The sequence below is a fragment of the Paenibacillus sp. J22R98 genome (assembly GCF_059383835.1).
Map to the genome: position 1 here is coordinate 456,124 of NZ_JBXENW010000003.1, position 13,008 is coordinate 469,131.

Sequence of the window (13,008 nt, forward strand, 5' to 3'; positions counted from 1 at the left end):
GGCGCACCCAGCGTCACAGCCCGGCTTTTGCAAGTAAAGGATGGAGGACAATAAGATGAGCTTCTTTAAACGCTTGAAAGAAAGCATTGCACAGAAAACCGAAGCCGTAACATCCAAGTTCAAAGAAGGGCTGACGAAAACCAGAACGGCATTCGTTGGTAAAATCGAGGAGCTAATCACACGCCGCAAAAAAATCGATGAAGCCTTCTACGAGGAGCTTGAAGAAATTCTGATCGGCGCCGATGTAGGCGTGAATACGGTGATGCAGCTCATCGATGATCTGCGTGCTGAAGTGAAGAAACGCAAAATCGAAAATGCAGCGGATTTGCAGCCTGTCCTATCGGAGAAGCTGGTGGAGCTGCTTAAAGGCGATGCGAAAGCGGAGCTGCGAATGGCTGATCAAGGCATGACGGTCATCTTGTTTGTTGGCGTCAATGGCGTCGGTAAAACAACAACGATCGGTAAGCTGGCTCATAAGTTCAAGAACGAAGGCAAAAGCGTATTGCTTGCAGCAGGGGATACTTTCCGTGCCGGTGCGATTGAGCAGCTTGAGGTTTGGGGCAAACGCGTCGGCGTAGACGTCATTAAACAAGAGTCCGGCGCAGATCCTGCGGCTGTTATGTACGATGCCGTTCACGCGGCTAAGCAGCGCGGCGTTGACGTTCTGCTGTGCGATACAGCAGGCCGATTGCAGAATAAGCACAATCTAATGGAAGAGTTGAACAAAATCTTCCGCGTCATTCAGCGTGAAGTGCCAAGCGCGCCTCATGAAGTGCTATTAGTGCTCGACGCGACAACCGGTCAGAACGCGCTTAGTCAAGCGAAGCTGTTCGGTGAGAAGAGCGGTGTAACCGGTCTTGTGCTAACGAAGCTTGATGGAACAGCTAAGGGCGGTATCGTCATTGCGATCCGCAATGAGCTTGATCTTCCTGTGAAGCTTGTCGGTCTTGGCGAGAAGATGGATGATTTGCAGGAGTTTGACTCCGAGCAATTCGTACATGCACTGTTTGGCGGCCTTCTGCAAAGCACGGAAGAAGAGAATGAAGATGGTGACAAGTAAAATTACTTGACAGTCCATAGGCAGCTGAGCTATGATAAACGTCGTGGAATTGATGTAAAGGTAATTGCCTTGACGTAAAGGAGTGGCTGGCATGAAGACGGTCCATGAAGCTGACGCCTCGGCGAAGAAAACTCACTTACCTGAAACGGATGCCCTGGCGAAGACAAACCGAATTAATATGCTGTTTGACTTCTACGAGAAGCTGCTTACTGAGAAACAGCAAACCTTTCTGAAATATTATTTTCATGACGATTATTCACTTGGCGAAATTGCGGCTGAGTTCGATATTAGCAGGCAGGCCGTTTATGAGCATGTGAAACGTGCTGAGACGGTTCTGGAGAGTTACGAAGGCAAACTGCAATTGCTTGCCAAGCATGAAGCTGCAGCGCGAATGCTTTCCCAGCTCGAAGAGCTTGTGGAACAGGTTGTGACGCAGAAGGAATTAAGCATGGAGCTGCACAAGCTCACCCAGAGCTTTCGTGCTCATATACAAGGAGTTACATAGTAGCGACTAGGAGGTGACGATCATGGCATTTGAAGGGTTGTCCAGCAGACTGCAGAATGTATTCGGCAAACTGCGCGGCAAAGGCAAAGTGTCTGAGGATGATGTTAACGAAGCGATGCGCGAAGTACGATTGGCGCTTCTGGAAGCCGACGTTAACTTCAAAGTCGTCAAGGATTTCATCGCAAAGGTGAAGGAACAGGCTGTCGGACTTGAAGTAATGAAGAGCTTCACGCCCGGCATGGTCGTCGTCGACATCGTAAATAAAGAACTAACCGAGCTTATGGGCGGTACGCAGTCGAAGCTTGCGAAGTCTAACAAGCCGCCAACTGTCATTCTAATGGCGGGTTTGCAAGGTGCTGGTAAGACAACGTCCACGGCAAAGCTGGCGAAACTTCTACTCAAGGACAAGCATAAGCCGCTTATGATTGCAGGCGATATTTATCGCCCCGCAGCCATAAAGCAGCTGCAAGTATTGGGTGAACAGATCGGTGTTCCGGTCTTTACGCTCGGTGATCAAACATCACCGGTTGAGATTGCCCGTGCAGGTCTGCAATTCGCTAAAGATAACGGTCATGATTATGTGATCGTGGATACAGCCGGCCGACTTCATATCGATGAGGCACTCATGGGCGAGATTCGTCAAATCCATGAAGTAACAAAGCCGGATGAAGTTCTGCTAGTCGTGGATGCGATGACAGGTCAAGAAGCGGTGAACGTGGCGCAAAGCTTCCACAGCCAGCTTGAACTGACAGGCGTCATTCTGACAAAGCTTGACGGAGATACTCGCGGTGGTGCCGCGTTGTCCGTCAAAGCCGTTACAGGCTGCCCAATTAAGTTTGCGGCAACCGGTGAGAAGATTGAGCCGCTTGAGCCGTTCCATCCGGAACGTATGGCTTCGCGTATTCTCGGAATGGGCGATATGTTGTCCCTGATCGAGAAAGCACATTCCACAATCGACGCTGAGAAAGCGGCCGAGATGGAACGCAAAATGCGTACGGCGGAATTTACCTTTGAGGATTTCCTTGAGCAAATGGAACAGGTTCGCAAACTTGGACCGCTGGATCAATTGCTTGACATGATGCCTGGTATGGGCAAGATGAAGGATATGAAGAACCTCAAGGTGGATGAGAAGCAAATCGGACGTGTCGAAGCGATTGTGAAATCAATGACGAAGGCCGAGAAGCAGAAACCCGAAATTCTCAATCACAGCAGACGCAAACGGATTGCAACAGGGAGCGGAACTTCCATTGCGGAAGTAAACCGACTCATTAAGCAATTCGATGATATGAAGAAGATGATGAAGCAGTTCTCGTCGATGATGGGTCCTAAAGGACCTAAAGGCGGAATGAAGGGTCTTAAAGGGATGCTTCCTAAAGGAATGAAATTCCCGTTCTAATATAGAGCAAAGAAATTTTTTGAAGGAGGTGAATTATCATGGCAGTACGTATTCGTTTGAAACGTATCGGTGCGCACAAAGCGCCTTTCTACCGTGTGGTTGTATCGGACTCCCGTTCCCCACGTGACGGTCGCTTCATTGAAGAAATCGGCACTTATAACCCGGTTGCACAACCGGCACAAGTGAACATTGATGAAGAGAAAGCTCTTAAATGGCTTCAAGACGGAGCACAAGCTTCTGACACAGTTCGCAACTTGCTTTCCAAAGCAGGTGTAATGACTAAGCTTCATGAGCTGAAGCTTCAAAAATAACTACTCGATGCGGGGGGCCTATTGTGATGAAAGATTTGATTCTTGTCATAGCGAAGGCTTTAGTGGATTACCCGGAGGACGTACGTGTCGACGTGAAAGAAGACGATCGCGGCACCGTCTATCTGTTATCCGTGAATCCTGACGATGTTGGGAAGGTCATTGGCAAACAGGGACGGATTGCTAAAGCGTTGCGGACGGTTGTCACATCGGCAGCCGTCAAAACGCAAAAGCGTGTCATGGTCGATATTATTTCGTAGCGATCGTACATCGAAGCAGGGTTAGGATACGAAGGTATCCTAGCCCTTTTTCGATGGTAAATTACGAAAAAGATAGGAGAACACAATGGATCAATGGCTATCTGTAGGTAAACTGGTGAATACACACGGTATTCGCGGTGAAGTAAAGATCTTCTCGCAAACGGATTTTCCCGAGGAGCGTTTCGCTCCACGTAAGAAGCTTACATTAATTAACCCTGAGAACAAGCAGCAGCTTGAGCTTGAAGTACAATCCGCAAGATTTCATAAAAATATGTATATCGTAAAGTTCAAGGGCTTCGAGGATATTAATCAAGTCGAGAAGTACAAAGGCTGGGAGCTTAAAGTGTCCAAGGATGATCTTGTCGAGCTTGAAGACGGCGAATATTATCAGCATCAAATTATCGGCTGTACCGTAGTTACGGACGAAGGCTCGATTCTTGGTACAATTACCGAAATCCTCGTTCCGGGTGCGAACGATGTTTGGGTCATTCAACAGCCAAAGGGCAAACAAATCTTAATTCCTGTCATCGATGAAGTTGTGCTTCATGTCAATGTAAAAGACAAAGTCGTTAAGGTTCACCTGATGGAAGGGCTGATCTAACGGTATGCGCATCGACGTATTGACGCTATTTCCTGAAATGTTCCACGGTGTATTCGGAGCAAGCATTCTTGGAAAAGCGAAGGATAAAGGAATTGTCAGCCTGAACGCGGTTAACTTTCGTGATTATGCAAATAATAAGCATAATACGGTTGATGACTATCCTTATGGCGGTGGCGGGGGAATGGTCCTTAAGCCGGAGCCGTTGTTCGCCGCCGTAGAGGACTTGATGCCGGAAGGCGCAGAGCGTCCTCGCGTAATACTGCTTTGCCCGCAAGGGGAGCCATATACGCAGAAGAAAGCCGAAGAGCTGTCTGCTCACAAACATCTTGTGTTTGTGTGCGGTCATTATGAGGGGTACGATGAGCGAATCCGTCAGCATTTGGTGACAGATGAAATCTCATTAGGAGATTATGTGCTGACCGGCGGTGAGCTTCCCGCAATGGTCATGATTGATAGTATTGTTCGGCTTCTGCCCGGCGTTCTCGGCAATGAGAACTCAGCTGTGACGGATTCTTTCAGCACTGGTTTGCTGGAGCACCCGCACTATACACGTCCAGCGGTTTTCCGTGATTGGGAAGTGCCGGAGGTGCTGATGTCCGGCCATCATGCCAATGTCGAAGTGTGGCGTCGTCAGCAGTCTATATTACGGACATTGGAACGTCGTCCTGAACTGCTTGAGACCGCTGAGCTCACGAAGAAAGAACGGCAATGGCTGAATGAACAGATCCGTTCCCGCGAACAAAACAGCAACAACTAGCTCTGATGCTCCTACTCAAAAAGTTTATGATAGGTTATTGTGTACTGGGCTTGGATGTGTTATAATTTCAGATGTTGCTTTTGCAAAGTCGGACGGTCCGCTATGAAGCCATGATCCGGTTTTCTATCTGTTTCCGGTTAGCTTATAAGAACGTCTATGGTGGAAGGAGTGAAACTACAATGAATCTTTTACAAATCATTGCACAAGAAAATCTTCGTACAGACCTTCCTAACTTTCGTCCAGGCGATACGTTAAAGGTGCATGTAAAGGTTATCGAGGGATCTCGTGAGCGTGTACAGTTGTTCGAAGGCGTTGTTATTAAACGTCGCGGCGGCGGTATCAGTGCTACTTTTACAGTACGTAAAATCTCGTATGGCGTTGGTGTGGAAAGAACTTTCCCACTGAACTCGCCGAAGATCGAGAAGATCGAAGTTGCTCGTCGTGGTAAAGTTCGCCGCGCGAAACTGTACTATCTTCGCGAACTTCGCGGTAAAGCTGCGAGAATCAAAGAAATTCGTTAATTATCGACAAGAGAGGGGACTTGCGCAAACAAGTCCCTTTTCGTTTTTTTTAAATACTAGATTATTTACATATCTATAGTCCCAGCATAGAAGAGGGTGGAATTTGTGGATCAACAGAACCGCACAGAAGAGAATGGACAAGAGTCGAACGAATTGAATCAACGTGATCATGTACATGCTGCAGCAGATGGTGTTGATCCTTCAATCAACGAGTCCAGATCTAAACGATCGAACGGCAACCGCGCTCAGAAAGAGGTATTCGAGTGGGTTAAAGCACTCGCAATTGCAGCTTTATTAGTGCTTGTAATCCGGTATTTCCTGTTTGCTCCGTTCATTGTAGATGGACCGTCGATGGAACCAACCTTCTATACAGGGGAACGTCTTATCGTAAACAAAGTGATATATGACATTCGTGAGCCGCATCATGGCGAAGTAGTTGTCTTTCATGTCCCGGAAGAGGGCAGAGATTTTATTAAACGGGTCATTGGCGTCCCTGGCGATAAAGTCAAATATCAAGATGATGATTTGTTCATTAATGGCAAAAAGGTCGATGAGCCGTATCTCAAAGAATCGATCGAGAATGCTAAAGCAAACGGCGAAATCTTCAACAATCAAGGGACAGACCGTAATTTCCCGAATGCTAATTTTACAACCGACGTTGTTCCTGAAGGGATGATCCTTGCGTTCGGTGATAACCGCCGCAACAGTAAGGACAGCCGGATGATCGGGTATGTATCGATGAAGGAGATCGTCGGCCGTGCGGATATTATTTTCTGGCCGATGGACAAAATTTCTTTCGTGAAACACAAATGAGGTGAAGTAGTAACATGACGATTCAATGGTTCCCCGGCCACATGACGAGAGCAAGAAGGGAAATTCAAGAGAAGCTCAAACTGATTGATATTGCGATTGAGCTGCTGGATGCCCGTGTACCGCTTTCGAGCCGGAACCCGATGATTGACGATATTTTATTGAATAAGCCGAGACTGATTTTGCTGAATAAATCGGATTTGGCGGATGCGCGTACGACTGAGAAGTGGATGGCTTATTTTGCAGACCTCGGTTATACAAGCTTGGCTATCGACTCTTCTACAGGAACGCGCGTCAATGAAATTCCGGTTAAGGTAAGGCAGCTGCTCCATGACAAAATCGAACGACAGATATCCAAAGGGATTACACCGAGAGCTGTTCGTGGGCTGATCGTTGGAATACCGAACGTTGGCAAATCTACGCTTATCAATCGTCTGGCTGGTCGAAGCATTGCGGCTACCGGCGATCGTCCGGGTGTTACGAAAGGCCAACAATGGATTAAAGTCGGCACGGAAATGGAGCTGCTCGATACGCCGGGTATTTTATGGCCGAAATTTGAAGACCAGCTCGTTGGCCAACGACTGGCTATGACCGGTGCCATACGTGAGCAAGTTCTAAACATTGAGGATGTAGCTTTCTTCACGGTGAGAGAACTGGCGAAACGCTACTGGCCGATGCTGTCGGAACGTTTTGGCTTGAAGGACCCTCCAAAGGACTACGAAGACAATGACGAAATCGTACGTTTGATGGAGGATATCGGTCGTAAGCGGGGCTGCTTGGTTAGCGGAGGCCGCGTTGACTTGGAGAAAACATCCGGCATTATTTTGCGTGAGATGCGGGCAGGTAATCTGGGCCGTCTTTCGCTTGAATCCCCGGATGATTTTATGTAATGCGCGGATGGTTATGCGAATGAAGCCGAGGCTTCAAATGCAGTAATCCGCTGCTATGAACGGCTGCCTTGATCATGAGGGAGCCGTTTGTTTTGTATATATGGGCATTTTGTGGTACGGGGAGCGGGATTGTTATGTTAGAGTTTGAGAAACCGTTATGGGAGCAAGGGTATCGGAGCATTGCCGGCATCGATGAGGTAGGACGCGGCTGTTTGTTTGGGGATGTGGTCGCAGCTGCTGTTATTTTGCCGGAGGGATTGATACTTGATGGCGTTGACGATTCCAAGAAGCTTTCGGAGAAGAAACGTGAGGAACTTTACGAGCTCATCATTGATCAGGCGGAAGCTTGGGCAGTAGCTTGCGTGAATGCCGCAGTAGTGGATTCCATTAATATTAAGCAAGCTGCTCGACTTGCGATGAAGCAAGCGGTGGAATTGCTTACCGTTCCGGCTGAATATTTGCTGGTGGATGCGGAGAAAGTGGATCTTGATCTCCCCCAGGAGTCTATCATTAAAGGGGATGCGAGAAGTCAGTCTATCGCAGCTGCTTCCATTATTGCGAAAGTAACTCGCGACCGGCTGTGCAAAGGGGAATGGGATCCGCTGTATCCGGAGTATGGGATTGCAATACATAAGGGGTACGCGACAAAGCTGCATCGGGAGAAGCTGCTGGAGCTAGGAGCTACTCCAATGCACCGTCAGAGCTTCTTAGGGAAGCTGTTTATGGAGCAGCAGGTGTTGTTTTAAGGTGATTGAAGATAGCGAGATATTGGAAGAGCAAAGTGCATGAAGTGAGAGAAGAATAGCTGCGCTTGGACCGTTCGTTCCTATATAATTGGGGATGTTCGGTTTTTTTATTAGGGATGCGTTAATCTGCGTCTCTTCGGAGCCGATAATAACGATATAGGATAGCTGCAGGTACAAACGGTACGTTACAGGAAGTACGGTAGGAAGGAAGCGGTCGCGATATGACATTATCGATCGGGCAATTGATGAAGGGACTGCTTGGCGATGTGCAGCCCGGCGATAGTAAGGCTTTAGAACTTAAGGTCGGGCAAATTGTGCGTGGCGTTCTGGTTAAGATGTTAAACGATCAGGAAGCGGTCATTCAAATAAATGGGACTCAGGTGCAAGCTAAATTGGAAACGCCGCTGCAGCCGGGGCAATCCACCTTGCTTCAAGTGCAGCCGCAGTCAGTCGATGGCACGCTTGTCCTGAAGCTGGTGGATCAGCAAACGGCAACTTTGAATGAAGCGAGCTTGAAAGATTGGCTGAAAGCGTCAGGTTTGCCTGAACAGAAATGGACGCAAGAGCTTGTGCGCGATTTGCGTCGTGAGGGCGGTGCTCTGACTCGCGAGACAGCGAGTCAATTTAAGCAGGCGCTGGCTGTTATGCCGCAAGGCGGCGACGCGCAGGTTTGGGCAAAGTCAGCCGCGCTCGCGAATAAGCGCGGCCTGCCGATGACAAGCGCGACGATCGGAGCGCTTGCACAGACGATCTCCGGCACTCCGGCGCATACGCTGCTGGAGTCGCTGGAGCGGGGGCTTGCCGCTTGGAGCGGCGCCTCGTCCGCCGATGATGGTGCGGCGGGCGAAGCCGCGCAGCCGCCGCAGTCGGCGGCGCAAGCGGCTGCGGCGAAGCTGCAAACGCTGCTGCGCGAAGGCGCAGCGTTTATGCGCGCAGCGCCGGGCGGGGCCGGGGCGCAGCCGGCGGTTTCGAGCGCCGAAGGCGCGCTTGGCGCCGCAGCGCAGCCGGCGCCGGCGCCGGCGGGAGCAGCGGGTTCCGCTGCTGCTCCCGCCGCCGCTGCGCGCAGCGCAGCGGGCGAAGGCGCGGCGGCTGGCACAGCCGCGCCGAGCACCGGAGGCGCAGCTGCGGCGAGCGCGCAGCCCGCGGCTCCGCCAACAGCAGCCCCGCCTATCACAACAGGCGGCGGGGCTGCAAAGTCGGCTTCGCCGGAAACAACCATGCACAATCATGCCGCAGACGCTGGCACGACAACCCCATCGCCGCAGCCGGCAGGATCATCATCGAACTGGGTGGGCCAGATGATGAAATGGCTGGGCGTAGATCATGAGCGTCTGCTTGCTGCTGCAGTGACGGAAGATCAGCAGCAAGCGTCGAAGCAGCCAGAGCTGCAGAAACAATCAACGGACCCTGCGGTTCAGAACGGACAAGAAAATAAATCAACGCTGTCGACCCATCAGTCCCCGAAGGAAAGCTTGGAACGGAATGTCGCAACCTTGATTAATGATCGAGCTCAGCTGCAGCAAGGAAACAATCAGCTTCCGAACGTGATACCTTCTTCGGATTCGCTTGATTCCATGAAGAACGCTGCCGATGATTCACTGAAGAGCGCATTAATGACGCTTGCTTCCTCGGATGATGTGCCACCGACGCTTCGGGATACGGCGCAACAGCTCGTTTCGCATATTACAGGGCAGCAATTGCTATTATCTCCTGAGAAATCAAGCGCATTGTTATCCCATGTGACGATGTTTATTCCGATGCACAGTCAAGATGGGGGACAGACGGCTTCGGTACATATTCAAACAAGACGTGGCCGTAAAGGTGAACTCGATGCCGATAATTGTAGGCTTTTGTTTGATCTACGCATGAAGTCGTTAGGTGATACTGTCGTAGATGTACAGGTCGTTGATAAGATCGTCAGCCTTAACTTGTGGAATGACCATCCGATGGCGGGTTCACTGATAGAGACTTCCCGAGCTGAGTTGTCGGAGGCGCTTCAGCGTGCCGGATATCAGTTACTCACATTGAAAGCGACTCCGATGCCGGAACGAATGGCAGAGCGAATGAATGCTTCTGATGCAGCAACAGTGGGAATAGGAACGACGGAGTGGTCGACGAAGCCTTACAAGGGAGTAGACTATCGCGTATGAACCGGAGAGATAAGAAGGAACCAACCCAAGATGGTCTCATGCAGAATAAAAAAGCGGTTGCGCTCAAATATGAGCCGGGAGAACGAAATGCTCCGGTCGTGGTAGCAAAAGGCCGCGGTAAGATGGCAGAAGCTATACTCGATAAAGCCGCTGAAAGCGGGGTTCCGATTCAACAGGATTCCTCGCTTGTCGAAGTGCTTTCGAAGCTTGATTTGGATCAAGAGGTGCCGCCTGAGCTGTATACACTGGTGGCTGAGATATTGTCGTTTGTTTATCGGTCGGATCGTAAGGCGGGAGGAAGTAAAGATTGAAACCGGATAGCCGCACTACCAAAACCGACACCAGACAAGCGATTGGCAAGTTCGGAGAAGAGGAAGCCGCTCGCTACTTAAGAGAACACGGTTATATGATCGTTCATCGGAACTGGCGATGTCGTATGGGAGAACTGGACATTGTAGCAAAAACAGATTCCAACATCATCATAGTTGAGGTACGGACGCGCAGATCAGGCGGTAGATTCGGTACTGCTGCGGAATCGGTCGATATTCGTAAGCAGCTGCAGGTCAGGTCTATTACCGAGGTTTATCTGTCCATGAATAAGCTGCATCATATTCCGGTACGCTTTGATGTTATTGCAATCACAGTTGTAGCTGTTCATGGAGAACCACTCGAACCCTATCGTGTCACCGAACTCAAACATATTGAATCCGCGTTCTAATTCATCGGTTACATAGTACATAACTAGAGAAAGAGATGGCCCAATGGCCATCTCTTTCTCTAGTTATGACTAAATGACATGAAGCTTTCGATCCAAACTACGATAACCGATCGCTTCAGCAACATGCTGACTGTCTACAAGGTCGCTCGATTCTAAATCAGCGATCGTACGAGACAGCTTTAGTATCCGATCATGTGCACGTAAACTGACGCCAAGTGTATCGAACGCTACGCGAAGCAGCTGTTCGGCTTCTCGGGATAATACAACTGCTTTACGAAGAGATGCACCAGCCAGTTCAGTTATCGAACGACGGGAGAGGCTGGCAGATGTTCGAGCCTGCTGGCGCTCCGTTGCCGCTAGTACTATTGCTTTCATTTGATCAGATGACATGCCGATTGTCAGACCTTCGGTCGTCGGCGGCCGAGGTACTTCAATGTGCATATCTATACGGTCCAGTAGCGGACCGGAAATCTTCGCTCGGTAACGTGCGAGTGCTAACTCGCTGCAAACACAGCGATGCTCGTCAGAGTCATGTCCATAGTAGCCGCACGGGCAAGGGTTCATGGAAGCGGCTAGTAGAAAAGAGGCCGGAAATCGAAATACAGCTCGCGATCTGGCGATGGTAACTTCCTTGTCCTCCAAAGGCTGTCTCAACACCTCCAGTGCAGCTCTCGAAAACTCTGGCAGTTCATCCAGAAACAGCAGTCCCCGATGAGCAAGTGTAACTTCACCGGGTCTGGGGATGGACCCGCCGCCAATTAACCCAGCGGCGGAGATCGTATGATGCGGACTGCGAAATGGGCGCTCCCTCATTAATGAAGGAATACCGCCCGGCAGTTTACCGGCAGCACTATAAATCTTCGTTACCTGGAGTGCTTCTTCTTCATCTAGCGGAGGCATAATGCCCGGAAGCCTTCTTGCGAGCATAGTCTTACCTGTCCCTGGCGGGCCAGAAAGAAGAACATTGTGTTTGCCAATAGCAGATATAAGCAAAGCACGCTTCGCATGCTGCTGTCCCAGCACATCCCCGTAATCTCCATATGATACTCCATAATTCCTTGTACCGGATACAATGTTCTGTTCTGCATGAACATCATATCGAAGCTGTTCCCATGTACGATCATCGGTATTCGCATCACCTAGCTCGCGCAAATGAGAAACGGCAAATAACTGCATGCCTTCTATACATGCCGCTTCTGCGGCGTTGGCCTTCGGCAGCAGCACCTGGGTAATGCCGCTCAAGCGAGCTTGCTCGACCATAGCCAGCACACCCGGAATGGCTCGGAGTTCACCATTTAGCGCCAGTTCTCCCAGCACCAACACGTTTTCAAACATCTTGCTCTTCAGCTGTCCGCTTGAGGTCAGAACGCCTGCAGCAATGGCCAAATCAAAAGCAGTGCCTTCTTTCCGAAGATCTGCCGGTGCAAGATTAACGGTAATCCGTTCCATCGGAAATGTGAATCCGCAGTTCTTGACTGCTGCTCGGACGCGTTCAATCGATTCCCTTACGGCCGGGTCTGGGAGTCCGACCACATTGACTTGGGGAAGACCATTCGAAATATCGACTTCGACGGCAATCGATTTACCTTCCACACCATAAACGCTGCCGCTGCAAATTTGCGTATACAAAACAAAAAACACCTCCACCGAATAAGTCGGATGAAGGTGCTTCCTCACAGGTCCGTATGTGCTCTATTTGAATCATAACTTAGCTGCAAAACAGCTGTCAACGCGTTCCCGTTAACCTGCGATAAACCGATCGATTTCATCTAGATGATGCCGATCATGAGAGACGAAGTCATCTAAATAATGATGGATCGTAAAAGGGTTCCCATCCGCATCCGTGTAGTTCATTTCTCGTCTCTCTTCAGATAGGGAATTCAGTAGCTTCCATAGCTCTTCTCGAACGGACATGCATTCTTCGAGCAGCTGCTCTTTACTGATTGACTCCGCATAGGCGGCTGCATGGCGATTGAAAGCATCGAAATCTGAATGTCTCAATGTCAACGGTCTGCCTTCGGCAATAGGCAGAATCGCTTCTTGCAGGAAATGACGATCCCAAAGCATAATATGACCGATTACGGAGCGGGTGGACCATTTGTCAGGTTTAAGCGGAGCATTCCACATCTCATCAGATAAAGTGCGAAGAGAGCCCGCGAATGGAATCAAGGATTGGAATGTTGATAATAGTCCGGAATAGGTGTTCATCCAGTAACCTCCTAATAAATGCTTAATCACAGGATACTGGAACATATGTTTGGTGTCAATAATTTGTTAAACTTAGGC

Annotated in this window: 16 protein-coding genes; 14 read left to right on the plus strand and 2 right to left on the minus strand. The window is 49.8% G+C overall.

Going from position 1 to position 13,008, the window contains the following annotated elements:
- Nucleotides 1-55: 55 nt before the first annotated feature.
- The 14 genes from ftsY to AC50Y3_RS12325 all read left to right on the plus strand — a co-directional run bounded on the left by ftsY (nucleotide 56) and on the right by AC50Y3_RS12325 (nucleotide 10,722).
- Nucleotides 56-1,060, plus strand: coding sequence for a signal recognition particle-docking protein FtsY (gene ftsY, locus AC50Y3_RS12260; protein WP_494819011.1), 1,005 nt, complete (start codon nucleotides 56-58; stop codon nucleotides 1,058-1,060).
- A 178-nt stretch (nucleotides 1,061-1,238) separates the two neighbouring features.
- Nucleotides 1,239-1,565 carry a YlxM family DNA-binding protein gene (gene ylxM, locus AC50Y3_RS12265; RefSeq protein WP_494819244.1) on the plus strand — a complete coding sequence of 109 codons (327 nt, stop codon included), beginning with the start codon at nucleotides 1,239-1,241 and terminating at the stop codon, nucleotides 1,563-1,565.
- 22 nt (nucleotides 1,566-1,587) lie between these two features.
- The gene (gene ffh / locus AC50Y3_RS12270) at nucleotides 1,588-2,961 is read left to right on the plus strand and encodes a signal recognition particle protein (protein WP_494819012.1); all 1,374 of its coding nucleotides are present in this window, start codon (nucleotides 1,588-1,590) and stop codon (nucleotides 2,959-2,961) included.
- Between the two features lie 38 nt (nucleotides 2,962-2,999).
- The gene (gene rpsP, locus AC50Y3_RS12275) at nucleotides 3,000-3,272 is read left to right on the plus strand and encodes a 30S ribosomal protein S16 (protein WP_090976586.1); all 273 of its coding nucleotides are present in this window, start codon (nucleotides 3,000-3,002) and stop codon (nucleotides 3,270-3,272) included.
- Between the two features lie 26 nt (nucleotides 3,273-3,298).
- Nucleotides 3,299-3,529 carry a KH domain-containing protein gene (locus AC50Y3_RS12280; RefSeq protein WP_091218819.1) on the plus strand — a complete coding sequence of 77 codons (231 nt, stop codon included), beginning with the start codon at nucleotides 3,299-3,301 and terminating at the stop codon, nucleotides 3,527-3,529.
- An 85-nt stretch (nucleotides 3,530-3,614) separates the two neighbouring features.
- Nucleotides 3,615-4,130: a ribosome maturation factor RimM gene (rimM, locus tag AC50Y3_RS12285; RefSeq protein ID WP_494819013.1), complete on the plus strand. Its 516-nt coding sequence runs from the start codon at nucleotides 3,615-3,617 to the stop codon at nucleotides 4,128-4,130.
- Nucleotides 4,131-4,134: 4 nt separating this feature from the next.
- A complete protein-coding gene (trmD, locus tag AC50Y3_RS12290) occupies nucleotides 4,135-4,887 on the plus strand; it encodes a tRNA (guanosine(37)-N1)-methyltransferase TrmD (RefSeq protein WP_494819014.1) in 753 nt (250 codons plus the stop codon).
- Nucleotides 4,888-5,066: 179 nt separating this feature from the next.
- Nucleotides 5,067-5,408: a 50S ribosomal protein L19 gene (gene rplS, locus AC50Y3_RS12295; protein ID WP_091218811.1), complete on the plus strand. Its 342-nt coding sequence runs from the start codon at nucleotides 5,067-5,069 to the stop codon at nucleotides 5,406-5,408.
- 105 nt (nucleotides 5,409-5,513) lie between these two features.
- Nucleotides 5,514-6,221, plus strand: coding sequence for a signal peptidase I (lepB, locus tag AC50Y3_RS12300; protein WP_494819015.1), 708 nt, complete (start codon nucleotides 5,514-5,516; stop codon nucleotides 6,219-6,221).
- A 14-nt stretch (nucleotides 6,222-6,235) separates the two neighbouring features.
- The gene (gene ylqF / locus AC50Y3_RS12305; RefSeq protein ID WP_494819016.1) at nucleotides 6,236-7,108 is read left to right on the plus strand and encodes a ribosome biogenesis GTPase YlqF; all 873 of its coding nucleotides are present in this window, start codon (nucleotides 6,236-6,238) and stop codon (nucleotides 7,106-7,108) included.
- 134 nt (nucleotides 7,109-7,242) lie between these two features.
- A complete protein-coding gene (gene rnhB / locus AC50Y3_RS12310) occupies nucleotides 7,243-7,854 on the plus strand; it encodes a ribonuclease HII (protein ID WP_494819017.1) in 612 nt (203 codons plus the stop codon).
- A 221-nt stretch (nucleotides 7,855-8,075) separates the two neighbouring features.
- Nucleotides 8,076-10,004, plus strand: coding sequence for a TP0910 N-terminal domain-containing protein (locus AC50Y3_RS12315; protein WP_494819018.1), 1,929 nt, complete (start codon nucleotides 8,076-8,078; stop codon nucleotides 10,002-10,004).
- Complete coding sequence (locus AC50Y3_RS12320; RefSeq protein WP_494819019.1) at nucleotides 10,001-10,315, plus strand: EscU/YscU/HrcU family type III secretion system export apparatus switch protein; 315 nt, start codon at nucleotides 10,001-10,003, stop codon at nucleotides 10,313-10,315. Before AC50Y3_RS12315 ends, AC50Y3_RS12320 begins: the two co-directional genes overlap by 4 nt.
- On the plus strand, nucleotides 10,312-10,722 hold the full coding sequence (locus tag AC50Y3_RS12325) for a YraN family protein (protein WP_494819020.1): 411 nt from the start codon (nucleotides 10,312-10,314) through the stop codon (nucleotides 10,720-10,722). The genes AC50Y3_RS12320 and AC50Y3_RS12325 overlap by 4 nt, the downstream gene beginning before the upstream one ends.
- Before the next feature lie 69 nt (nucleotides 10,723-10,791).
- Here the strand turns inward: AC50Y3_RS12325 and AC50Y3_RS12330 are convergent, their stop codons facing one another.
- Together AC50Y3_RS12330 and AC50Y3_RS12335 are read right to left on the minus strand one after the other, a co-directional pair.
- On the minus strand, nucleotides 10,792-12,351 hold the full coding sequence (locus AC50Y3_RS12330; protein WP_494819021.1) for a YifB family Mg chelatase-like AAA ATPase: 1,560 nt from the start codon (nucleotides 12,349-12,351) through the stop codon (nucleotides 10,792-10,794).
- A 111-nt stretch (nucleotides 12,352-12,462) separates the two neighbouring features.
- Nucleotides 12,463-12,930, minus strand: coding sequence for a DinB family protein (locus AC50Y3_RS12335; RefSeq protein ID WP_494819022.1), 468 nt, complete (start codon nucleotides 12,928-12,930; stop codon nucleotides 12,463-12,465).
- Nucleotides 12,931-13,008: the final 78 nt, after the last annotated feature.

Excerpts from the sequence above, each read along its gene's own strand:
- ftsY (WP_494819011.1), top strand. The coding sequence starts at position 56 with ATGAGCTTCTTTAAACGCTTGAAAGAAAGCATTGCACAGAAAACCGAA.
- ylxM (WP_494819244.1), top strand. The coding sequence starts at position 1,239 with ATGCTGTTTGACTTCTACGAGAAGCTGCTTACTGAGAAACAGCAAACC.
- ffh (WP_494819012.1), top strand. The coding sequence starts at position 1,588 with ATGGCATTTGAAGGGTTGTCCAGCAGACTGCAGAATGTATTCGGCAAA.
- rpsP (WP_090976586.1), top strand. The coding sequence starts at position 3,000 with ATGGCAGTACGTATTCGTTTGAAACGTATCGGTGCGCACAAAGCGCCT.
- AC50Y3_RS12280 (WP_091218819.1), top strand. The coding sequence starts at position 3,299 with ATGAAAGATTTGATTCTTGTCATAGCGAAGGCTTTAGTGGATTACCCG.
- rimM (WP_494819013.1), top strand. The coding sequence starts at position 3,615 with ATGGATCAATGGCTATCTGTAGGTAAACTGGTGAATACACACGGTATT.
- trmD (WP_494819014.1), top strand. The coding sequence starts at position 4,135 with ATGCGCATCGACGTATTGACGCTATTTCCTGAAATGTTCCACGGTGTA.
- rplS (WP_091218811.1), top strand. The coding sequence starts at position 5,067 with ATGAATCTTTTACAAATCATTGCACAAGAAAATCTTCGTACAGACCTT.
- ylqF (WP_494819016.1), top strand. The coding sequence starts at position 6,236 with ATGACGATTCAATGGTTCCCCGGCCACATGACGAGAGCAAGAAGGGAA.
- rnhB (WP_494819017.1), top strand. The coding sequence starts at position 7,243 with ATGTTAGAGTTTGAGAAACCGTTATGGGAGCAAGGGTATCGGAGCATT.
- AC50Y3_RS12315 (WP_494819018.1), top strand. The coding sequence starts at position 8,076 with ATGACATTATCGATCGGGCAATTGATGAAGGGACTGCTTGGCGATGTG.
- AC50Y3_RS12320 (WP_494819019.1), top strand. The coding sequence starts at position 10,001 with ATGAACCGGAGAGATAAGAAGGAACCAACCCAAGATGGTCTCATGCAG.
- AC50Y3_RS12335 (WP_494819022.1), bottom strand. The coding sequence starts at position 12,930 with ATGAACACCTATTCCGGACTATTATCAACATTCCAATCCTTGATTCCA.